This is a genomic window from Enterobacter chuandaensis (assembly GCF_003594915.1).
Lineage (GTDB): Bacteria > Pseudomonadota > Gammaproteobacteria > Enterobacterales > Enterobacteriaceae > Enterobacter > Enterobacter chuandaensis.
Genome location: NZ_QZCS01000012.1, coordinates 64,535 through 87,047, shown reverse-complemented (window position 1 = coordinate 87,047; position 22,513 = coordinate 64,535). Strand labels below are relative to the sequence as shown.

The 22,513-nt window shown below is 57.6% G+C and carries 21 protein-coding genes; 10 read left to right on the top strand and 11 right to left on the bottom strand.

Features of this window, described 5'->3' with window-relative positions:
* Positions 1-3 precede the first annotated feature (3 nt).
* Entirely contained in the window at positions 4-1,263 is a 1,260-nt protein-coding gene (envC, locus tag D5066_RS17350; protein WP_244288151.1) for a murein hydrolase activator EnvC, read from the bottom strand.
* Between the two features lie 33 nt (positions 1,264-1,296).
* Complete coding sequence (gene gpmM / locus D5066_RS17345; protein ID WP_080329846.1) at positions 1,297-2,841, bottom strand: 2,3-bisphosphoglycerate-independent phosphoglycerate mutase; 1,545 nt, start codon at positions 2,839-2,841, stop codon at positions 1,297-1,299.
* A 246-nt stretch (positions 2,842-3,087) separates the two neighbouring features.
* Between gpmM and D5066_RS17340 the strand changes: the two genes are divergently transcribed.
* The 5 genes from D5066_RS17340 to cysE all read left to right on the top strand — a co-directional run bounded on the left by D5066_RS17340 (position 3,088) and on the right by cysE (position 6,198).
* A complete protein-coding gene (locus D5066_RS17340; protein ID WP_014882007.1) occupies positions 3,088-3,519 on the top strand; it encodes a rhodanese-like domain-containing protein in 432 nt (143 codons plus the stop codon).
* Positions 3,520-3,530: 11 nt separating this feature from the next.
* A complete protein-coding gene (gene grxC, locus D5066_RS17335; protein ID WP_080329847.1) occupies positions 3,531-3,782 on the top strand; it encodes a glutaredoxin 3 in 252 nt (83 codons plus the stop codon).
* Between the two features lie 32 nt (positions 3,783-3,814).
* The gene (secB, locus tag D5066_RS17330) at positions 3,815-4,282 is read left to right on the top strand and encodes a protein-export chaperone SecB (protein ID WP_003860835.1); all 468 of its coding nucleotides are present in this window, start codon (positions 3,815-3,817) and stop codon (positions 4,280-4,282) included.
* Positions 4,282-5,301: an NAD(P)H-dependent glycerol-3-phosphate dehydrogenase gene (gpsA, locus tag D5066_RS17325; protein WP_119916646.1), complete on the top strand. Its 1,020-nt coding sequence runs from the start codon at positions 4,282-4,284 to the stop codon at positions 5,299-5,301. The genes secB and gpsA overlap by 1 nt, the downstream gene beginning before the upstream one ends.
* Positions 5,302-5,376: 75 nt before the next feature.
* Positions 5,377-6,198, top strand: a complete 822-nt coding sequence (cysE, locus tag D5066_RS17320; RefSeq protein ID WP_008502718.1) for a serine O-acetyltransferase — start codon at positions 5,377-5,379, stop codon at positions 6,196-6,198.
* On the opposite strand, the gene trmL is transcribed toward cysE, so the two are convergent.
* The 9 genes from trmL to D5066_RS17275 form a co-directional block, all read right to left on the bottom strand.
* Positions 6,195-6,668 carry a tRNA (uridine(34)/cytosine(34)/5-carboxymethylaminomethyluridine(34)-2'-O)-methyltransferase TrmL gene (gene trmL / locus D5066_RS17315; protein ID WP_028015039.1) on the bottom strand — a complete coding sequence of 158 codons (474 nt, stop codon included), beginning with the start codon at positions 6,666-6,668 and terminating at the stop codon, positions 6,195-6,197. The two genes, cysE and trmL, sit on opposite strands and share 4 nt — an antisense overlap.
* A 45-nt stretch (positions 6,669-6,713) precedes the next feature.
* Positions 6,714-8,054, bottom strand: coding sequence for an MFS transporter (locus D5066_RS17310; RefSeq protein ID WP_119916644.1), 1,341 nt, complete (start codon positions 8,052-8,054; stop codon positions 6,714-6,716).
* Positions 8,055-8,233: 179 nt separating this feature from the next.
* Complete coding sequence (gene lldD / locus D5066_RS17305) at positions 8,234-9,421, bottom strand: FMN-dependent L-lactate dehydrogenase LldD (protein ID WP_119916643.1); 1,188 nt, start codon at positions 9,419-9,421, stop codon at positions 8,234-8,236.
* Positions 9,418-10,191 (bottom strand): transcriptional regulator LldR, encoded by a 774-nt coding sequence (gene lldR, locus D5066_RS17300; RefSeq protein ID WP_119916642.1) that lies wholly within the window; start codon positions 10,189-10,191, stop codon positions 9,418-9,420. The genes lldD and lldR overlap by 4 nt, the downstream gene beginning before the upstream one ends.
* Positions 10,188-11,843 carry an L-lactate permease gene (lldP, locus tag D5066_RS17295; protein ID WP_045630254.1) on the bottom strand — a complete coding sequence of 552 codons (1,656 nt, stop codon included), beginning with the start codon at positions 11,841-11,843 and terminating at the stop codon, positions 10,188-10,190. The genes lldR and lldP overlap by 4 nt, the downstream gene beginning before the upstream one ends.
* A gap of 341 nt (positions 11,844-12,184) precedes the next feature.
* Positions 12,185-12,547 carry a YibL family ribosome-associated protein gene (locus D5066_RS17290; protein WP_119916641.1) on the bottom strand — a complete coding sequence of 121 codons (363 nt, stop codon included), beginning with the start codon at positions 12,545-12,547 and terminating at the stop codon, positions 12,185-12,187.
* Between the two features lie 58 nt (positions 12,548-12,605).
* The gene (gene mtlR, locus D5066_RS17285) at positions 12,606-13,196 is read right to left on the bottom strand and encodes a mannitol operon repressor MtlR (RefSeq protein ID WP_028015045.1); all 591 of its coding nucleotides are present in this window, start codon (positions 13,194-13,196) and stop codon (positions 12,606-12,608) included.
* Positions 13,193-14,341 carry a mannitol-1-phosphate 5-dehydrogenase gene (gene mtlD, locus D5066_RS17280; protein ID WP_119916639.1) on the bottom strand — a complete coding sequence of 383 codons (1,149 nt, stop codon included), beginning with the start codon at positions 14,339-14,341 and terminating at the stop codon, positions 13,193-13,195. The genes mtlR and mtlD overlap by 4 nt, the downstream gene beginning before the upstream one ends.
* A 108-nt stretch (positions 14,342-14,449) precedes the next feature.
* A complete protein-coding gene (locus D5066_RS17275) occupies positions 14,450-16,357 on the bottom strand; it encodes a PTS mannitol transporter subunit IICBA (protein WP_028015047.1) in 1,908 nt (635 codons plus the stop codon).
* Between the two features lie 636 nt (positions 16,358-16,993).
* Between D5066_RS17275 and D5066_RS17270 the strand changes: the two genes are divergently transcribed.
* From D5066_RS17270 to selB, 5 genes are all read left to right on the top strand, one after another.
* Positions 16,994-17,350, top strand: a complete 357-nt coding sequence (locus D5066_RS17270; RefSeq protein ID WP_023334046.1) for a DUF3302 domain-containing protein — start codon at positions 16,994-16,996, stop codon at positions 17,348-17,350.
* A gap of 2 nt (positions 17,351-17,352) precedes the next feature.
* Positions 17,353-18,489, top strand: a complete 1,137-nt coding sequence (locus D5066_RS17265) for an HlyD family secretion protein (protein WP_119916637.1) — start codon at positions 17,353-17,355, stop codon at positions 18,487-18,489.
* A gap of 90 nt (positions 18,490-18,579) precedes the next feature.
* Positions 18,580-19,188 (top strand): glutathione S-transferase, encoded by a 609-nt coding sequence (locus tag D5066_RS17260; protein WP_080329856.1) that lies wholly within the window; start codon positions 18,580-18,582, stop codon positions 19,186-19,188.
* 103 nt (positions 19,189-19,291) lie between these two features.
* Positions 19,292-20,677: an L-seryl-tRNA(Sec) selenium transferase gene (selA, locus tag D5066_RS17255; protein WP_119916636.1), complete on the top strand. Its 1,386-nt coding sequence runs from the start codon at positions 19,292-19,294 to the stop codon at positions 20,675-20,677.
* On the top strand, positions 20,674-22,512 hold the full coding sequence (gene selB / locus D5066_RS17250) for a selenocysteine-specific translation elongation factor (protein ID WP_119916635.1): 1,839 nt from the start codon (positions 20,674-20,676) through the stop codon (positions 22,510-22,512). Before selA ends, selB begins: the two co-directional genes overlap by 4 nt.
* The last annotated feature ends 1 nt before the right edge of the window (position 22,513 follow it).

Genomic DNA, 22,513 nt, shown 5'->3' with positions numbered 1-22,513 from the left:
AACTTATCTTCCCAACCACGGCTGTGGATTGACCGCCTGACCCTGACGACGAATTTCGAAATAGAGTGACGGGCGGCCCTGACCGCCACTGCTGCCCACAAGGGCGATGGGTTGGCCCGCGCGCACCTGGGTGCCGACGCTGACCAGCGCGCTCTGGTTGTAGCCGTAAAGACTCATGTCGCCTTTACCGTGTTCGACCACCACCACCAGCCCGTAACCCTGCAGCCAGTCGGCCAGGATCACGCGGCCATCGGCGATGGCTTTCACTTCGCTACCTTCAGACGCACCGATAACGATCCCTTTCCACCGTAGCTCACCCTGCAGCTGTTCGCCATAGCGATGCAGAATAGTGCCGCGAACGGGCCAGTAGGCCTGGCCGCGAGGGGAACCCAGACCGCCGGTACGGGACATCAGGGAGCGTTCGCTTTCGCTTGGCTTGTAGGTGGTCCCTTTGCGGGAGGCTTCCTGCTGCTTGTCGCGAACCGCCTGCGCCTCGCGGGCCTCTTTTTCGGCACGCGCCTTCGCTGCGGCTTCCGCACGGGCGATACTGTTACGCAGTTTCGATTCGTTGGCGCGCATTTCGCTCAGTTGGCTCTGACCTTCCTGAATGGAGGATTCAAGACCGGACAGCGTTTTCTTGCGCTCGTTACGGGCCTGCTCAAGTTTTGCCTGCTGCGCTTTTTGTTCGTAGAGCAACGTCTGCTGCTGGCTCTGCTTCTCTTCCAGCTCCGCTTTTTGGGTGGAGACCTCTTCACGCGTTTGTTTCAGCTGCGCAATCGTCTCCTGACGCGCCTGGTTCAGATAGCCGAAATAGGCCTGCAGACGCTGGCCGCGCTGGCTCTCTTCACCGCTGAGGATAAGCTGCAGGCCGGTGTGTTCACCCTGACGGAAGGCGGCATTGAGCTGAGCCGCGAGGTTGCGTTCCTGTGCATCACGCTGGCGTTCCAGTTTGGCAATCGACGCGTTCATTTCGTCGATCTGTTTATTCAACTGAGCGAGGGTGTTTTGCGTTTCACGTAACTGACGCGCTGCAGCGGAGATCGCCTCTTCCTGCTTTTTAAGCTGGGCGAGCAGGGTGGCGCGCTGCTGTTGCTGCTGGCGTACCGCACGCTCTTTGGCGGCGATATCGGCCTGAATGGATTTCAGCTGGTCGCGGTCATCCGCGTGGGCGGATGCGGCGCACAGCAATACGCCAGCGCTGAGTGCGCTGGCGCAAAGCAGAGGTCTGACTGATAGCCTAAGCGGCTTCACGACCCATGTGATTGAAAAAATCGCCTTTCCCCTCATGGGGAGCGATTATTCCACGATGAACAGCGGCTTACCAGTCATCTCTTCAGGGATCGGCATGCCCATCAGCGACAACATGGTTGGCGCGATGTCGGAAAGCTTGCCGCCTTCCACTGCTTTCAGTGATTTATCACCCACATAAATCAGCGGAACCGGCAGGTTGGTATGGGCGGTGTGCGCCTGACCGGTCGCCGGGTCGCGCATCTGCTCGGCGTTACCGTGGTCAGCGGTGATCAACAGCTGGCCGCCAACGGATTCAACCGCTTTCGCAACCTGCTCAACGCAGTGATCCAGTGCTTCAACCGCTTTAACCGCCGCTTCCATCACGCCAGTGTGGCCCACCATGTCACCGTTCGGGTAGTTACAGATGATGGTGTCGTACTTGCCACTTTCGATGGCCGCAACCAGTTTTTCAGTCAATTCTGCAGAGCTCATTTCTGGCTGCAGATCGTAAGTTGCCACTTTCGGCGAGTTGATCAGAATGCGCTCTTCGCCCTTGAACGGCTCTTCAACGCCGCCGTTAAAGAAGAAGGTCACGTGCGCGTATTTTTCAGTTTCGGAGATTCGCAGCTGCGTTTTGTCGTTCTTCGCCATCCACTCGCCGAAGGTATTAGCCAGCGAGGCAGGTGGGTAAGCGCAAGGCGCTTTGATGTCTGCCGCGTATTCGGTCAGCTGGATGAAGTCGAGTTTAACCACTTTTTTACGGGCGAAACCGTCGAAATCGCTATTCACGAACGCACGGGTGATTTCGCGCGCGCGGTCAGCGCGGAAGTTCATGAAGATCAGCGCGTCGCCATCTTCCATGGCGGCATCGGCCTGGCCTTCAGCGCGGATCACGCTTGCTTTCACGAATTCATCGTTTTCATCACGCGCGTAAGCGGCTTCCAGCGCTTCAACCGCAGTCGCGAACTGGAATTCCCCTTTTGCCAGGGTCAGCAGGTCATAGGCCTGTTCAACGCGATCCCAGCGGTTATCGCGGTCCATAGCGTAGTAACGGCCAATGATGGACGCTACGCGGCCTTTACCCAGCGCGGCGAATTTCTCTTCGAAGGCTTGCAGAGAGCCTTTTGCACTGCGCGGTGGCGTATCGCGGCCATCAAGGAAGGCGTGCAGGTAGATTTTTTCCGCACCGCGTTCAGCGGCCAGCTCAACCATCGCCATGATGTGATCTTCGTGGCTGTGCACGCCGCCCGCGGAGAGCAGACCCATGATGTGCACCGCTTTACCTGCCGCAACGGCTTTATCTACCGCACCGCAGAGAACCGGGTTCGCGAAGAAGGTGCGTTCTTTGATTTCGACGTCCAGACGGGTCAGATCCTGATACACGATACGGCCTGCGCCGAGGTTAACGTGACCCACTTCGGAGTTGCCCATCTGGCGATCCGGCAGGCCGACTTCCAGGCCGGATGCATCAATCAGGGTATGCGGACGTTTTGCCCACAGCGCATCCATGACCGGGGTTTTTGCGTTGAAAATAGCGTTATCCTGGCTGTCTTCACGGTAGCCGTAGCCATCCAGAATCACCAGTACCATAGGTTTTTTAGAAACCGACATTGCAACAACCTCATGCTCAAGAGTCAAAATTTGCGTAATTTTACTACAGCTGAATCGATCAAATAGCCGCAGAAGATCAAAGAAAGCGCGGGGGCAAGGTACTGACCAGACCATTTTGAGGCATTTTTTTAGGTGGCATGCCGCAGAAAATGGATTAGGTTATGGTCGCTGGCTGTATTTGCCAGAACGCACAGGTATACTCCTGTCCTGGTTTTTTTATCACTTAGTCGGGAGTAGTTACCCTCCATGCAAGAAATTATGCAATTCGTTAGCCGCCATCCGGTTCTGAGCATCGCGTGGATTGGCCTGCTGGCTGCTGTGCTGTTCACCACATTTAAGAGCCTGACGTCTAAGATTAAGGTTATCACCCGTGGTGAAGCGACGCGTCTGATTAACAAAGAAGATGCCGTCGTTGTCGATCTGCGTCAGCGTGACGATTTCCGTAAAGGTCACATTGCCGGCGCAATCAACCTGTTGCCAGCTGAAATCAAAGCCAACAACGTTGGTGAGCTTGAGAAACACAAAGCCCAGCCGATTATCGTTGTTGATGCGACCGGTATGCAGGCGCAGGAATCTGCCAGCGCGCTTTATAAAGCGGGCTTCGAAAATGTAACGGTACTGAAAGAAGGGATTTCCGGCTGGAGCGGGGAAAATCTTCCTTTGGTTCGCGGTAAATAAGGAGTTCAGTCATGGCCAATATTGAGATCTACACCAAAGCGACGTGCCCGTTCTGCCACCGTGCGAAAGCGCTGTTGAACAGCAAAGGCGTCACGTTCCAGGAACTGCCGATCGACGGTGACGCGATTAAACGCGAAGAGATGATTCAACGTAGTGGTCGTACGACGGTTCCGCAGATTTTTATTGATGCGCAGCACATTGGCGGCTGTGATGACTTGTATGCGCTCGACGCCCGTGGTGGACTCGATCCGCTGCTGCGCTAAGAGACTTTAGGACAATTAAAAAGGGTATTTCCATGTCAGAACAAAACAACACTGAAATGACTTTCCAGATCCAGCGTATCTACACCAAGGATGTCTCTTTCGAAGCGCCAAATGCGCCGCACGTTTTCCAGAAAGACTGGCAGCCAGAGGTTAAACTTGATCTGGATACCGCATCTACCCAGCTGGCAGATGACGTGTATGAAGTCGTACTGCGTGTGACCGTGACCGCCTCTCTGGGCGAAGAAACTGCATTCCTGTGCGAAGTACAGCAGGGCGGCATCTTCTCCATCGGCGGCATCGAAGGCAACCAGATGGCGCATTGCCTGGGTGCATACTGCCCGAACATCCTGTTCCCGTATGCCCGTGAATGCATCACCAGCCTGGTTTCTCGCGGTACATTCCCGCAACTGAACCTTGCGCCAGTGAACTTTGATGCGCTGTTCATGAACTATCTGCAGCAGCAGGCTGGCGAAGGTGCCGAACAACATCAGGATGCCTGATGAGCACTGTTAATGCGTCAATGACTGTGATCGGTGCCGGCTCATACGGCACCGCTCTTGCCATCACGCTGGCAAGAAATGGTCACGACGTGGTCCTGTGGGGCCACGATCCAAAACATATCGCCACGCTGCAGCGCGACCGTTGCAATGTGGCGTTTCTTCCGGACGTTCCGTTCCCTGACACCCTGCACCTGGAAAGCGATCTTGCGACCGCGCTGGCGGCCAGCCGCAACATTTTGATTGTGGTGCCGAGCCATGTCTTTGGCGACGTGCTGAATCAGATCAAGCCGCTGATGCGCCCTGATGCGCGTATCGTCTGGGCGACCAAAGGGCTGGAAGCGGAAACCGGACGCCTGCTGCAGGACGTTGCCCGCGAAGCGCTGGGTGATGAAATCCCGCTGGCGGTCATCTCCGGGCCGACCTTTGCCAAAGAGCTGGCTGCGGGCCTGCCGACGGCGATTTCGCTGGCATCCACTGACCAGAACTTCTCTGACGATCTCCAGCAACTGCTGCACTGCGGCAAGAGCTTCCGCGTCTACAGCAACCCCGATTTCATCGGCGTGCAGCTGGGCGGCGCGGTGAAGAACGTGATTGCCATCGGTGCCGGGATGTCTGACGGTATTGGCTTTGGCGCCAACGCGCGTACAGCGTTGATTACCCGCGGCTTAACCGAGATGTCCCGTCTGGGCGAAGCGCTGGGTGCCAATCCGGCCACCTTTATGGGGATGGCTGGTCTGGGCGATCTGGTGCTGACCTGTACCGACAACCAGTCTCGTAACCGCCGCTTTGGCATGATGCTCGGACAGGGCAGCGATGTAAAAACCGCGCAGGAGAAGATTGGACAGGTGGTGGAAGGCTACCGCAATACCAAAGAAGTTCGCGAGTTGGCGCACCGGTTTGGTGTCGAAATGCCAATAACCGAGGAAATTTATCAGGTATTGTATTGCGGAAAAAATGCGCGCGAGGCAGCATTGACCTTATTAGGTCGTGCGCGCAAGGACGAGCGCAGCAGTAACTAGTCGGAACCGTTGTCACCTGAATGACCCAGCCAGCGCAGAACTGGCTAGTCATTATACTATCGTCTGGAGTTAGCAATGCCGTGTGAAGAACTGGATATCGTCTGGAATAACATTAAAGCCGAAGCCCGGGCGCTGGCCGACTGTGAGCCAATGCTGGCCAGTTTCTACCACGCGACGTTACTCAAGCACGAAAATCTCGGCAGCGCGCTGAGCTATATGCTCGCCAACAAGCTCGCCTCCTCGATCATGCCCGCTATCGCCATTCGTGAAGTGGTGGAAGAGGCTTACGCCGCAGACCCGGAAATGATCGCCTCTGCCGCCTGTGATATCCAGGCCGTGCGCACGCGTGACCCGGCGGTGGATAAATACTCTACGCCGCTGCTGTACCTGAAAGGTTTCCACGCGCTTCAGGCTTACCGCATCGGCCACTGGTTATGGAATGAAGGCCGCCGCGCGCTGGCGATCTTCCTGCAAAACCAGGTCTCCGTGACGTTCCAGGTTGATATTCACCCGGCGGCGAAGATTGGCCGCGGGATCATGCTCGACCACGCCACCGGGATTGTCGTCGGGGAAACGGCGGTGATTGAAGATGACGTCTCAATCCTGCAGTCGGTCACTCTGGGCGGTACCGGTAAAACCAGCGGCGATCGCCACCCGAAAATTCGTGAAGGGGTGATGATTGGCGCGGGGGCTAAGATTCTCGGGAATATTGAAGTCGGGCGCGGCGCGAAGATTGGTGCGGGCTCGGTTGTGCTCCAGCCCGTGCCGCCGCATACCACCGCCGCTGGCGTACCGGCGCGCATCGTTGGTAAGCCAGACAGCGATAAGCCGTCGATGGATATGGATCAGCACTTCAACGGCATTCACCATACCTTCGAGTATGGTGACGGCATTTAACTTCTGAGAATGGCGCCGGGATAACCCAGCTGGCGCCAGGCTTCATACACCACCACCGACACCGCGTTCGACAGGTTCATGCTGCGGCTGTCCGGCATCATCGGAATACGGATCTTCTGCTCAGCGGGCAGGGCATCCAGGATCGTGGCCGGCAGGCCGCGGGTTTCCGGGCCAAACATCAGATAGTCACCCTCCTGATAGCTCACGGCGCTGTGCGCTGGCGTGCCTTTGGTGGTCAGGGCGAACATGCGCTGCGGCTTCTCTGCTTCCAGAAACGCGGCGTAATCGTGATGGCGAACCACGGCGGTAAATTCATGGTAATCCAGACCCGCACGGCGCAGGCGTTTGTCGTCCCACGTAAAGCCCATCGGCTCGATAATGTGCAGACGAAAACCGGTGTTGGCGCACAGGCGGATGATATTGCCGGTGTTCGGCGGAATTTCTGGTTCGAATAAAACGATGTTAAGCATGCTGCCCCCTTAATTGCGGGGGCAGAATAGCAGAAAAGAGAGGAACTACGCGACGCCGGGTTCCTGCGCGCGGCTGTACAGCATTTTATAGACGGTTGCCGCCGCGGCCACCAGGGCGGGCACGCTGAGGATCATTAAAATACTGTCTGCCTGCCACTGCATGGAAAGAAGCTGGGCGCTGGTCATGGTGCCTGCTACGCCACCAAAGCGGCCGATCCCCTGCATCCAGGCGATGCCCGTCGCGCGGCACTCGGTAGGGTAAAAGGTGGCGGCCAGGGTTTGCATGCCCGACTGCGCGCCGTTCATGGCGATCCCCATCAGGAAAATCAGCCCGCCAAACAGGGCGATATGGTTATGCTCAAGGCCGAGTAACAGGATCAGGCCCATCGTCAGGACAAATCCCCCTGCGACCACCTTGTGCGCTTCCCAGCGGTCCATCATCCAGCCCGCGAGCAGAATGCCTGCGGTGCCGCCGAAGGTGAACAGCGAGGTGAGCCAGGCGGATTCCGCCAGCGCATAACCCATCCCCTGCATCAGCGTCGGCATCCAGCTCAGCAGGACGTAGTAAATCACCAGTCCCATAAAGTAGGTCACCCACAGCATCAGGGTGCCGGGCAGCCAGGGCATGGAAAACAGCTGCGACACGCTCCCTTTTTTAGACGTGATTTTCTCCTCCGCCAGGAAAAAGCCCGTGACGCTCTCCAGCGTACTGCAGGCGAACCGGCTGGCGATGCGGCGAACCTGCATAACGTCCTTCCCGCGCTGCACCAGAAACTTCACCGATTCCGGCAACAGCAGCGCCAGCAGCACGGTTAAAATCAGCGGGGCAATCGCGCCGGTCAGCAGCACGCTTCGCCAGCCGTGGTGGGGAATAAGCCAGGAAGAGATCGCGCCGCCGCCCGCCGCACCCAGAGGGAAGCCGCAGTACATGGTGTTAATCGCCATGGCGCGGCAGCGCTGGGGAGCGAACTCCGAAATCAGCGTGATGGCGTTTGGCATCGCGGCACCGAGCCCGAGACCCGTCAGAAAGCGCCACAGCGTCAGGGTATTCAGGCTTTGCGCCCAGGCCGTACCCAGGCTCGCCAGGCCGAAGAACAGGCATGAAAAGACCAGCACGCGCTTGCGTCCCATCCGGTCCGATACCGGGCCTGCAATCAGGGCGCCCAGCGACAGCCCCAACAGCGCCGCGCTCAGCACCGGCCCCAGATCCTGTTTGTGTATCCCCCATTCTGCCGACAGCGTAGGCGCGATGTAGCCCATCGCTGCCGTATCAAAACCATCGATCGCCAGAACCAGAAAGCCCAGCACGATAAGAAGCCAGTGAAACCCTGAAAAGGGACTCTCATCGATTACCTGCTGAATATCCACCTTACCTGAATAGGCCATACGCTCCTCTCTGATGTGATGTTGTTTTTGTGCTCTTGTATTTGCTTGTCTATACAATTGCGAACCGGAGGGGTGTGTCAAATTTTCTTATCCAGAATGTTACGTAGGTGTTATTTTCGACATAAAAAGCGCCCGAGGGGAAATCGGGCGCATGAGAAAGGGAGTTTAACCGGAGGAGATCAGGCCGCGTTTCCCTGAGAAAGGGGGGCCAGCGCCGCAGGCAGCTTACTCAGCTCCTGCACCAGCGAGTCCTTGCTGATTTCGCTGATCGACTTCGCACCGGTCAGCGTCATCGCCACCTTCATCTCTTTCTCGATCAGATCCAGCAGGTTCGCTACGCCCGCCTGACCGCTGGTGGCCAGCGCGTACAGATACGCACGGCCCAGCAGCACGCTGTCGGCGCCCAGCGCAATCATGCGCACCACGTCCAGCCCGTTGCGGATGCCGCTGTCGGCCAGGATCGCGATATCGCCTTTCACCGCATCGGCAATGGCGGGCAGCGCGCGGGCAGAAGAGAGTACGCCGTCGAGCTGGCGTCCACCGTGGTTAGAGACCACGATCCCGTCCGCGCCAAAACGCACCGCGTCGCGGGCATCCTCCGGGTCGAGGATCCCTTTGATTACCATCGGGCCGTCCCAGAATTCACGGATCCACTCCAGGTCTTTCCACGAGATCGACGGATCGAAGTTGTTCGCCAGCCAGCCGATGTAATCCTCCAGCCCGGTCGGTTTACCGAGGTAGGCTGAAATATTTCCCAGATCGTGTGGACGGCCGTTCACGCCCACATCCCACGCCCACTGCGGATGCGTAACCGCCTGCCAGTAGCGGCGGAGCGCAGCATTCGGGCCGCTCATGCCGGAGTGGGCATCACGATAGCGCGCGCCGGGTGTCGGCATGTCGACGGTAAAGACCAGCGTGGAGCAGCCCGCCGCTTTCGCGCGCTCGAGCGCGTTACGCATAAAGCCGCGATCCCGCAGGACGTACAGCTGGAACCACATCGGGCGCTTGATGGTTGGGGCGACTTCTTCAATCGGGCAGACGGACACGGTTGAGAGGGTAAACGGAATGCCTTTGGCATCCGCGGCGGCGGCGGCCTGCACTTCGCCCCGGCGGGCGTACATGCCGCATAAGCCGACAGGCGCGAGCGCCACGGGCATGGAAAGCGTTTCGTTAAACAGCTTCGTCTCAAGGCTCAGGTCAGACATATTCTTCAGCACGCGCTGGCGCAGAGCCACCTCTGACAGATCCTCCACGTTGCGGCGCAGGGTGTATTCGGCATACGCCCCGCCGTCGATGTAGTGGAACAGGAACGGCGGCAAAATGCGCTGCGCCGCGGCGCGGTAGTCACTGGCTGCTGAAATAATCATGCTTTGTTCTCCCTGGAAATATCACTGTCGCCAGGCAGACGGGTAATACGCGCCTGTCGGGCCTGGTCTTCATCGAATCGTTTAATGGTGGTGTGCACGAAGCCCAGATGCGCCATCATCGCTTTTCGCGCGGCTTCGGCATCACCGGCCAGAATGGCGTTGAGCACCGCCTCGTGCTGTTCGGTCAGCCGGGCAAACACCGGCGGGACCAGATACATGCGCTGGCGGCTCTGCTTCACGGAGGATTGCAGCAGGTCGAAGAACCCGCGCATGGTCTGGAGCAGCACCACGTTGTGCGACGCCTCGGCAATCGCCAGATGGAAGCGGACATCCGCCTGGGAGGCGATGTCCGGGTCGCTGCTTTGCGTGGCTTCGAAGCAGGCTTTGAGCTTCTCTTTATCGTCCTCCGTTGCCCGCATCGCCGCGTGCCACGCGGTACTGGTTTCGATGGCGTGGCGCGCTTCAAGAATGTCGAAGCTGTAGTCCGGGTCGTTTTCCATCAGCGTCTTCAGCGGCTGGACGATGTTTTGCTCGGACCAGTCGTCATGCTGCCAGCGCACAAAGGTGCCGCCGCCGCGACGGCTCACCAGCACGCCTTCGCTGACCAGCGTCGCCAGCGCCTCGCGCAGTGAGTTACGCGACACGCCAAGCTGGGCGGCGAGTTGACGTTCGGCGGGCAATTTCATGCCCGCTTCCAGCTGTTGTTCTTCAATCAGCGCCCGCACGCGAGAGGCAATCTCGTCGGACAGGCGTCTGGGCATCACTATCATGGGATCATCCAGGTTAAGACATAGGCCTGCAGGGTGGTGATCACCCCGACCATGCAGGTGAATATCAGGCTGTGTTTAACGGTAAAGCGGAACAGGTCGGACTCTTTACCCACCAGCCCCACCGCCGCACAGGCAATGGCGATGGACTGCGGGGAGATCATTTTCCCGGTTACGCCGCCGGTGGTGTTCGCGGCGACCAGCAGCACGTCCGACACGCCAATCTGCTGAGCCGCCGTTGCCTGCAGGGCGGCGAACAGGGCGTTAGACGAGGTATCTGAACCGGTCAGGAACACCCCCAGCCAGCCGAGGAACGGTGAGAAGAAGGTAAACGCGTGTCCGGTGTGGGCCAGCGCTAACGCCAGCGTCGACGACAGGCCGGAGTAGTTCGAGATAAACGCGAACGCCAGCACCATGCCGATGGAGTAGATCGGCAGCATCAGCTCTTTAATCGTTGCTGCAAAGGTTTGTACTGCCGCGGCAGGCTTCATGCGCAGCCACACCACGGAAAGGAGTGCCGCAAACAGAATCGCCGTACCGGTGGCGGAGAACCAGTCAAACTTAAACACCGCTGCATACGGGGTGGCGTCGTGCACCACCGGCGGCATACGGGCGACCATCTTGTCGAGGAACGGCACGGAGATGTTAATCACCATGTCGTACAGCGCGCCGCCGGGAGCGAACAGCGCTTTAAACGGCGGTATGCTCCACAGCGTCACGGTGGCGGTCAGGAACAGGAACGGCGACCAGGCGCGAACAATTTGCCCGGCGGTATAGCCCGTGCGGGCGAGGGTCTGATCCACGTGCGACGCGCCCATGTCGGCAAAACGGAAGATGCGCACCGGCTGCCAGCGTTTCAGGAACAGCGTCAGACAGACCAGAGACACCAGGGAAGAGATAATGTCCGGCAGTTCCGGGCCGAGGAAGTTGGAGCTGAGATACTGGGCAATGGCGAACGAACCGCCCGCTACCATCACCGCAGGCCAGGTCTCCTTCACGCCGCGCCAGCCGTCCATAATCGCCATGATCCAGAACAGGACGATGATGGTCAGGAACGGCAACTGGCGGCCCACCATCTGGCCGATCTCAAAGCTGTCCAGCCCGGTCACCTGTCCTGCTACCAGAATCGGAATACCCATCGCGCCAAACGCAACCGGGGCGGTGTTCACAATCAGGCACAGGCCCGCGGCATACAGCGGGTTAAAGCCCAGCCCGACCAGCAGCGCGGCGGTGATTGCCACCGGTGCGCCGAAACCTGCCGCGCCTTCCAGAAATGCCCCGAAGGAGAAGCCGACAATCAGCATCTGCAGGCGCTGGTCCGGCGTGATGGAGAGAATCGACGAGCGAATAATGTCGAACTGCCCGGTTTTCACCGAGATTTTATAAACAAACACCGCGGCGATGATGATCCACGCAATCGGCCACAGGCCGTAGAAGAAACCGTAGACGACGGAGGCCAGCGCGCGATCGACCGGCATTTTATAGAAGAACAGCGCCACCAGCAGGGCGATAGCAACGGTATACGTCGCGGCGAGGTAGCCCTTCAGCTTGAGCTTAATCAGCGCAAAGAAGAAGAACAGGATCGGAAGCGATGCGATCAGGCTCGACAGCCAGATATTACCGGCCGGGTCGTAGTTTTGTTGCCAGAGGCTCATGCAGGTCTCCTGGGGACCATACAACCAGTGCTGCGGGTGAGTCTCCGCTCATCTCTGCGTCACAGGTTGTGTAAAAGTGGTCCTGCCAATGTTGTGTTGTAGGGTTAATGACAACAAATGGTTAACCAGATGTTATGGAGTGGCAATGGTTTTGTGAGCGGAAATAATTGAATTGTGAACCAGGGAAGGAAGAAAAGGGGGATTGGTTGGGCCAATTTGAAGCGGGAGTGTGGCTGAGGCCCCCCCTCACCCTAACCCTCTCCCCAAAGGGGCGAGGGGACTAAACTGTGCGGTTTTCTCCCTCTCCCTTTGGGGAGAGGGCGGGGTGAGGGGAAGAACGGTTAAAAAGCCGTCTTACAAAAACCCGTCATCTCTTTCAGGCCCATTTCACGGCCAAGCTCGGTCATCGGGTGCACCACCACCAGGCCACGGACGCTTTTCTTCAGCTTGCCCATATCGGCCTGTTCTTTTTTGGTGATCGCGCGGCGGTGCGGCATGTTCATCAGCTTCTGCGCTTCTTTACTCAGCTTCTGGCCTTTCACTTCGCGCAGGCGCTCGATTTCCGCTTCCAGCTTCGTGGTCTCTTTCTCCAGCTCGGCGTACTTCTCGGCGGAATCAACCAGTGACAGGCCAGCCATCTGGTGACGGATCAGATCCAGACGGTCGCTCAGGCGTTTAATTTCGTTTTTTTCGACTTCTTTCATGACAAATGACTCTGAAAACGGGGAATTTACAGGGAAGGATACACCAATGTGGACGGGCTTACTTCTGAAACGCTTTTTTTAAGCTGATTTTAGAAATCAGCTCAGTCAGGGAGAGGACCATCGTGGAACGGACAACCTGTTGATAGCGCAGCTTTTGCATCGCGTACAGCTCAGGGTCGCTGTTATCAAAATGGGGAGCAGGGGGCAGGGCAGTGACACAGTGAAGTTCGCCGAAAGGTCCCAGAATCTCATCATCGGTAAAGGTGTACTCATTACCGTCATGATTGAGTTCTTCGCGCAGCGCCATTAACAGTTCCGCATCTTCATACTCTTGTCGGTTGAGCACGCCAAGCCCATAAATCAGCTTCAGACGCACCGACAGATCGCCCAGCGGTCCGTCTCCGTCCAGTAACGGTTCTACAGCATACTTTACCGCGTAGTCGTCTTTGCGAAACACCTGAAGCACCAGAATGTTCACCGCCTCGGTCAGTAATTCGACGGCGGCAATCAGGAAGCTTCGTACGGTTTTGCCAGCATTCAGACGCTCAAGCACACGATTTTCAAAGGCCTGGGTTTGTTCCATTATTGCCTGCATATCTGACAATCTGTTATTCGGGCGCAGGCTAACCTGCGCCGGATTCTGCATCATTTGGTTGCGTTGTATGCGTTAACCGCCTCCGCAACCACGTCGCTGTTGGCGTCCAGACCGGAAATCTGCGCCAGCGCAGCCTGCGCGCCTTTGTCATCAATCAGCTGAGCCAGCTCAATCGCCTGCGGGTCCTGCTCGCTGCGGTAGTGCATCGCGGCGGCAATCCCTTTCACCAGGTTGGCGTGCGGCAGGCCGTATTCCAGCGTGCCCAGCAGCGGCTTAATCAGGCGGTCGCCCGCGCTGAGTTTACGCAGCGGCTGACGGCCCACGCGCTCAACGTCATCTTTCAGATACGGGTTTTCAAAACGACCGAGGATTTTCTGGATGTATGCTGCGTGTTTATCAGCATCAAAACCGTAGCGTTTGATCAGCACCGCGCCGCTCTCTTCCATCGCCCCTTTTACCACCGCGCGGATCTGCTCATCGAGGATCGCGTCACGAATGGTCTGATGACCGGCCAATTTACCGAGGTACGCGGTTATAGCATGCCCGGTGTTCAGCGTGAAGAGTTTGCGTTCGACAAATGCCATCAGGTTATCGGTTAATTCCATACCCGGAATGGTCGGCAGTTCGCCCTTAAACTGGGTTTTATCGACGATCCACTCGCTGAAGGTTTCAACAGTGACTTCCAGCGGATCGTGGGTGGCGGATTCAGACGGCGGAACGATGCGGTCCACGGCGGAATCCACAAACCCGACGTGCGCTTCCACCCAGGCTTTATCGTCGTCAGCCACGGCCGCCATAACGTGACCTTTCAGCTGCGTGGTGCCGCGCACCATGTTTTCGCAGGCGATGATGTTCAGCGGAGCGTCGTTGCCCTGCGCTTTGCGTTTAGCCAGGCCTTTCGCGACCGCAGGGGCGATGCGCTCAAGCACCACCGGACCCACGGCAGTGGTCACCAGATCAACGCTGGCGATCAGGTCGATAACGTCGTCGCCGATGCTGCTGACCGCGTTGACGCCAGAGACGGTTTCAACCTGCTCGTTTTCACCCACCACATGAACCTGATAGCTATGACGGGCATTCAGGGCATCCAGAACCACCTGATTCACATCGGCGAATGTCAGGGTAATGCCCGCGTCTGCCAGCAGTTTACCGATAAAGCCACGACCGATATTACCTGCGCCAAAATGTAATGCTTTCATAGTGTTAACCTTTATCAATGTTTTTACCCGAGAGGGCTGGGGTGAGGAAACGCATAACTTTCCCCTCACCCTAGCCCTCTCCCCAAAGGGGAGAGGGAAGAGGCGCTGTTATTTGTTAAGCAGAGCCAGAACTTCTTCAACGCTTTCAGTTTGTGCCAGGCGCTCGATGACGGACTCATCGTCCAGCGCGTTGGTCAGGCTGGTAATCACCTGAATGTGCTCGTTGTTGCGAGCGGCGATACCAATTACCAGACGGGCGATGTCGTCCTCTTCTTCACCGAAGCGCACGCCATCAGGATACTGGCAGAACACTACGCCGGTTTTCAGCACGCGGTCTTTCGCTTCAACCGTACCGTGCGGAACCGCGATGGATTCACCCAGGTAGGTTGGCGTCAGTTTTTCACGTTCCAGCATCGCGTCAACGTATTCTGGCTGAACGTAGCCGCCTTTCACCAGTTGCTCACCCGCGAAGCGAATCGCCTCTTCTTTGGTGCTCGCGGTACGGCCGAGGAAGATGTTCTCCGCGCCCAGCTTAAACAGGTGAGCATTGCTCTCGTCAAAGCTGTCCTGCAGGCTGGTACGCACTTTCACTTCATTGTCTTCATGACGCTGCGCGGCAACCAGACGTTCGGTCAGGCTGGTGTACAGGCCGCTGTCCAGGAAGTTGGTCAGCGAGATGTGCTGTGCCTGCGGCACCTGACGCATAGCGCGCTCGGTCAGATCGCGGTGCGTGATCACCAGGTCAACGTCCGGCGGCAGGTTGTTAATCGCGCTGTTGGTCACGGAGATATTAGTCAGACCCGCATCCTGCACTTTCTTACGCAGCACGCCTGCACCCATCGCGCTGGAGCCCATACCGGCGTCGCAGGCAACGATGATTTTACGCACGTGGCTCAGGTCGTTAGAGACATCGCCAGCCGCCAGCGGGGTCGCGCCTTTGGATTCGGCTTTCATGTCGTGCATACGACGGGTTGCCGCTTCGATATCGTCGTCTTCTTTCACCTTGCTGGTTTTCAGCAGGATAGAAGAGACCACGAAGGAGACCGCCATCGCCGCACAGATAGCTGCGATATTCGCGAAGTACGCGCCTTTCGGGGTCATTGCCAGCACTGCCAGGATTGAGCCCGGAGAAGCAGGGGAGACCAGACCGCCGCCCAGCACGCTCAGAGTGAACACGCCGGTCATACCACCGAGGATTACGGCCAGGATCAGACGTGGGTTCATCAGCACATACGGGAAGTAAATTTCGTGGATACCACCCAGGAAGTGGATGATAGCCGCACCGCCAGCAGACTGCTTCGCGCTGCCGCGGCCAAAGAACATGTACGCCAGCAGAACGCCCATACCCGGACCCGGGTTCGCTTCAATCAGGAAGAAGATGGACTTGCCGAGATCGTGAGACTGCTGAATCCCCAGCGGCGAGAAGATACCGTGGTTGATGGCGTTGTTCAGGAACAGGATTTTCGCTGGTTCAACGAAGATAGACGCCAGCGGCAGCATGTCGTGCGCCACCATGAAGTTAACGCCCGCAGCCAGCAGTTTTGAGAGCACTTCAACCGCCGGACCAATGCCGAGGAACGCCAGAATCGCGAGGATCATCCCGATGATGCCCGCAGAGAAGTTGTTCACCAGCATTTCGAAGCCGGATTTGATCTTGCCATCAACCCAGACGTCGAATTTCTTAATCGCCCAGCCGCCCAGAGGACCGGCAATCATCGCACCGAGGAACATCGGCATATCCGCACCGACGATAACACCCATGGTTGTGATGGCACCCACGACGCCACCACGGTCACCGCCCACCAGACGACCACCGGTATAACCGATGAGCAGCGGCAGGAGATAGGTAATCATTGGGCCAACAAGTTTCGCCAGCGTTTCGTTAGGCAACCACCCTGTCGGAATGAACAATGCGGTGATAATACCCCACGCGATAAACGCGCCGATATTTGGCATCACCATGTTGCTGAGGAAACGACCAAAGCTTTGAACTTTGATCTTGAAATCGGATGACATAAAACACCCCTTCTTATGTTTACGCTTAGGCTTGCGGCCCGAGGTTTATCGTTAATGTGCGGCGGCAGAGGTAGCCGGGCCCTGTTCTGATGCTGTGAAATCTGGCACTGAATCGTTCAACTGTCCAGACAATGAAAATTTATGTGACGTGTGTCACGTAAATGTGGGGGGTTGAGAGATTAATGAGGTGATCTGAATCACAAAATAAGTGGGCAAAAAAAATACGATGGCGATAAATGAAGCAAAAACCACCCATTTCTGTGATTGCGATCCCGTTTTGATTTTGTGGCTTTGTTTCTGGATTGTGACTGATTTCACAAAATATTTTTATGCAGAAATCTCCGACTGCGATCGGCGTCAGGATGGCCTGAAGTGACACGGAAAGCTAAAAAAACACTTTTCAGATGTAGTATGGCGGAAAGTTAAAACGTGGATTACGCTCATAATGTAAGGTTAAGTATATTATTATTCAGGATATATTTTGACACGCTTATAAACTTGCATGGAGATATTATAAAAAACGATACTCCCCGGCTCTGAAATAACCAGCATACCTTTTGTATTTAAAAATAAATTAATTAGGTTGCGTACTGTTTTATTAATTTAATGAGTTGACGTGGTTTAAGTGAGGAGAATATGTTTCTCAACTATTTTGCGCTGGGCGTGTTGATTTTTGTATTCCTGGTTCTTTTTTACGGAATCATCGCCATTCATGATATTCCCTATAATATGGCCAAAAAGCGTAATCATCCCCATGCCGATGCGATTCACACGGCTGGCTGGATCAGCCTGTTTACGCTCCATGCCATCTGGCCGTTTCTGTGGATTTGGGCCACGCTGTACCGCGAAGATCGCGGCTGGGGCATGCAGAACCACATCACTAAGCCTGATGAGGTTCCGGGTATGGATGCGCTGGCTAAACGCGTGGCCGAATTAGAACAAAAGCTGGCAGCGGTACAGCCCGCGGCTGATAAGAACACGCTGGAGCGCTAATCATGGATCTGTTGATTATTCTGACCTATGTGGCATTTGCCTGGGCGATCTTTAAAATATTCCGTATTCCGGTCAACCAGTGGACGCTTGCTACCGCGACGTTGGGCGGAGTATTTATTGTCGCCGGGCTCATTCTGCTAATGAACTATAACCATCCGTACACCTTTACGGCGCAAAAAGCGGTTATTTCTATTCCGATTACGCCACAGGTTACGGGGGTGGTTACTGAAGTCACTGATAAAAATAACCAGCTCATTAAAAAAGGCGAAGTGTTATTTAAACTGGATCCAGGCCGTTATCAGGCGCGCGTCGACAGGCTCCAGGCTGACCTGGTGACCGCGACGCACAATATCGACAATCTGAAAGCGCAGCTGTCGGAAGCGGTTGCCAATACCACCCGCGTGTCTGCAGAACGCGATCGCCTGTTTAAAGATTATCAGCGCTACCTGAAAGGCAGCCAGGCGAAGGTGAATCCGTTCTCTGAAAGCGATATTGATAACGCGCGGCAGAACTACCTGGCGCAGGATGCCATGGTGAAAGGCTCCGTTGCTGAACAGACGCAGATTCAAAGCCAGTTAGACAGCATGGTGAACGGCGAGCAGTCGCAGATTGCCTCGTTACGCGCTCAGCTTGCTGAAGCGAAATATAACCTTGAACAGACCGTGGTGCGCGCGCCGAGCAATGGCTATATCACCCAGGTGCTGATCCGTCCGGGAACCTATGCCGCCGCGCTGCCGCTGCGCCCGGTGATGGTGTTCATTCCTGAACAGAAGCGCCAGATTGTGGCCCAGTTCCGTCAGAACTCGCTGCTGCGTCTGAAGCCGGGCGATGAAGCGGAAGTGGTGTTTAACGCGCTGCCGGGCCAGGTGTTTACCGGTAAGCTCACCAGCGTTCTGCCGGTGGTGCCGGGCGGGTCGTATCAGGCGCAGGGCGCGTTACAGGCACTGACCGTTGTGCCGGGTACGGATGGCGTACAGGCGCTGATTGAGCTGGAGCCTAACGCCGACGTCGATGCACTGCCAGACGGTATTTATGCCCAGGTGGCGGTCTATTCGGACCATTTCGCCCACGTCTCGGTGATGCGTAAAGTGCTGTTGCGTATGACCAGCTGGATGCACTACCTCTATCTCGATCACTAATCCTTCCAGGGCAGGAATGCGACACGCATACCTGCCCTTTTTTCATCGCTTGATCCATACTGACTCTTTTCCGGCATCAAGGATCAGGCAATGAAACTCATCGGTAGCTACACCAGTCCCTTCGTGCGAAAAATTTCGATTCTCCTGCTGGAGAAAGGAATTGAATTTGAATTCGTCAATGAACAGCCCTACAACGCCGAAAACGGCGTCGCGCAGTATAACCCGCTGGGGAAAGTTCCGGCGCTGGTAACGGACGAGGGCGAATACTGGTTCGATTCCCCGATTATTGCGGAGTATATCGAACTGCTGGGCGTCGCCCCGGCAATGCTGCCGGCTGACCCAAAAGCGGCGCTGGCGATGAAGCAAATTGAAGCCCTGGCCGACGGCATTATGGATGCGGCACTCACCTCCGTTCGCGAGCAGGCAAGACCCGCCGCCCAGCAGTCAGAAAGCGAGCTGTTGCGCCAGCGGGAAAAAATCAGCCGCAGTCTGGATATGTGCGAAAAGCTTATCCGGGAGGGCAAGATTCACGCCGACAGCCTGAACCTGGCAACCATCGCCATCGCCTGCGCCATTGGCTATCTCAATTTCCGCCGGGTGTCCCCTGGCTGGTGCGTGGACCGTCCGCTGCTGGTGAAACTCGCAGAAACGCTTTTTAGCCGCGAGAGCTTTGCCCGTACCGAACCGCCAAAGGCTTGACGCGGGTTATAACACTTCGGCGTCGGAGGCGGTACAATCCCTCCACATGTTAACTCCCTCTCCCGTCGGGAGGGGGGAAGATATTTACTCGCCAGGCGCTTTCATGACTACTCATCATTCGCTGTACAGCCAGATCCCCGCGACCGACCGACTTCTTCGCGATCCCCGCATTCATGCTGCCGTTGAGCGCTTCGGCCATACCGCGACGGTGGAGATGCTGCGTCTGCTTCAGGATGAAGCCCGTGGCCATATCCAGGCTGAAAACGCCTTGCCCGACTGGTGCGCAGCGTGGGAAAAAGAAGTTGAGCATCGGCTGGGCGAGAAGGCGCAAAGCGCGTTACGCCCGGTGATTAACCTGACGGGGACCGTGCTGCACACCAACCTGGGACGCGCCCAACAGGCGGAAGAGGCGGTGGCTGCGGTCGTGCAGGCCATGCGCTCGCCGGTAACGCTGGAGTACGATCTGGACGGCGCCGGTCGCGGGCATCGCGATCGCGCGCTGGCGGAACTGCTGTGCCAGCTGACCGGCGCGGAAGATGCCTGCATTGTGAATAACAACGCGGCGGCGGTGCTGCTGATGCTGGCGGCGACCGCGAGCGGCAGAGAGGTGGTGGTGTCCCGCGGCGAGCTGGTGGAGATTGGCGGTGCGTTTCGCATCCCGGACGTGATGCGCCAGGCGGGCTGCACGCTGCATGAGGTGGGTACGACTAACCGTACCCATGCGAAAGATTATCGCGCGGCGGTGAATGAAAACACCGCCCTGCTGATGAAGGTCCACACCAGCAATTACCATATTGAAGGCTTCACCAAAACGGTTGAAGAGGCCGAGCTGGCGTCGATGGGGCAGGAACTGAATATTCCGGTGATTGCCGATCTCGGCAGCGGCTCGCTGGTGGATCTGAGCCAGTACGGGCTGCCAAAAGAGCCGATGCCGCAGGAAATGATTGCCGCCGGCGTCAGCCTGGTCAGCTTTTCCGGCGACAAACTGCTGGGCGGGCCGCAGGCCGGGATTATTGTCGGCAAGCGTGAGATGATTGCGAAGCTGCAGCAGCACCCGCTGAAACGCGCCCTGCGAGCCGATAAAATGACCCTTGCCGCGCTGGACGCGACGCTGCGGCTTTATCTCCACCCGGAGAAACTGGCGGACCGCCTGCCCACGCTGCGTCTGTTAAGCCGGGATGCCGCTTCGATTCGCGAGCAGGCAGAACTGCTGTTGCCGCGCATTGCCCCGCACTACCCCGATTTTGACGTTCGCATTGAGCCCTGCCAGTCGCAGATTGGCAGCGGTTCGCTGCCGGTGGACAGGCTGCCGAGTGAAGCGCTGACCTTCACCCCGCGTGACGGGCGCGGTAGCCGCCTTGAGGCCCTGTCGTTGCGCTGGCGCGGCCGGCCGACGCCGGTCATCGGGCGGATTTACGACGGCCGAATGTGGCTGGATCTACGCTGCCTTGAAGATGAAGAGCGATTTCTGGAGATGTTGTTGAAATGATTATTGCCACCGCCGGTCACGTCGACCACGGAAAAACCACGTTGCTGCAGGCGATTACCGGCATTAACGCCGACCGCCTGCCGGAAGAGAAAAAGCGCGGCATGACCATCGATCTGGGCTATGCCTACTGGCCCCAGCCGGATGGCCGCGTGCTGGGCTTTATTGATGTTCCGGGGCATGAAAAGTTCCTTTCTAACATGCTGGCGGGCGTTGGCGGCATTGATCACGCTCTGCTGGTGGTGGCCTGCGATGACGGCGTGATGGCGCAAACGCGTGAGCATCTGGCGATCCTCCAGCTGACCGGCAACCCGCAGCTGACCGTGGCGCTGACCAAAGCCGATCGCGTGGACGACGCGCGCGTCAGCGAGGTGCGCGAAGCGGTACAGACGACCTTACGGGAATATGGTTTTGCCGATGCACCGCTATTTGTCACCGTGGCGACTGAAGGGCGCGGTATCGACGAACTTCGCCACCATTTGCAGCAGCTTTCGTCGCGTGAGCACGCCAGCCATCACCGTTTCCGTCTGGCGATCGACCGGGCATTTACCGTCAAAGGCGCGGGCCTGGTGGTCACTGGTACGGCGCTGAGCGGTGAAGTGAAGGTGGGCGATAGCCTGTGGCTGACGGGCGTTAACAAACCGATGCGCGTGCGCGGGTTACATGCGCAAAACCAGCCCGCAGAGCACGCCCACGCCGGGCAGCGGATCGCGCTCAACATTGCCGGGGATGCAGAAAAAGAGCAGCTTAACCGCGGCGACTGGCTGCTGGCCGACGCCCCGCCCGAGCCGTCTGACCGCGTCATCGTCTCCCTGCAGGCTAATGTGCCGCTGACCCAATGGCAGCCGCTGCATATTCACCATGCGGCGAGCCATATCACCGGGCGCGTGTCCCTGCTGGAAAACGATCTTGCCGAACTGGTTTTTGATTCGCCGCTCTGGCTGGCGGACAACGACCGGCTGGTACTGCGGGATATTTCCGCGCGGGAAACGCTGGCCGGAGCGCGGGTGGTGACGCTGAACCCGCCGCGACGCGGCAAGCGTAAACCTGAATACCTGCAATGGCTGGCTGCGCTGGCGAAGGCCAGCGACGATAACGCCGCGCTGCATGTTCATCTTGAACGCGGGGCGGTGAGCCTGAGTGATTTTGCATGGGCACGCCAGCTGAGCGGTGAAGGGTTACGCCAGCTGAGCCAGCAGCCGGGCTTTATTCAGGCAGGAAACAATCTTCTGAACGCCCCGGTTGCGGCAAACTGGCAGCGTAAAATCCTGAACACGCTCGCCACTTACCATGAACAGCATCAGGATGAGCCTGGCCCAGGCCGCGAGCGCCTGCGCCGCATGGCGCTGCCGATGGAAGACGACGCGCTGGTGCTGCTGCTGATTGAAAACATGCGTGAAAGCGGGGTGATTAAAAGCCACCACGGCTGGCTGCATCTGCCGGATCACAAGGCCGGGTTCACCGCAGAGCAGGACGCAGTATGGCAAAAAGTGGCCTCGCTGTTTGGCGATGAGCCGTGGTGGGTTCGCGATCTGGCGCGTGAAACGAACACCGATGAGCAGGTGATGCGCCAGGTATTGCGCCATGCGGCGCAGCAGGGGCTGATAGTCGCGATCGTGAAAGATCGTTATTACCGTAACGATCGCATTGTGGCGTTTGCTAACCTGATCCGCGAACTGGATCAGGCGCGCGGCTCCACCTGCGCAGCGGATTTCCGCGACCGGCTGAACGTTGGCCGCAAGCTGGCGATTCAGATCCTGGAGTATTTCAACCGCATCGGCTTTACCCGTCGCCGGGGTAATGACCATCTGCTTCGCGACGCGCAGCTGTTTCCCTGAG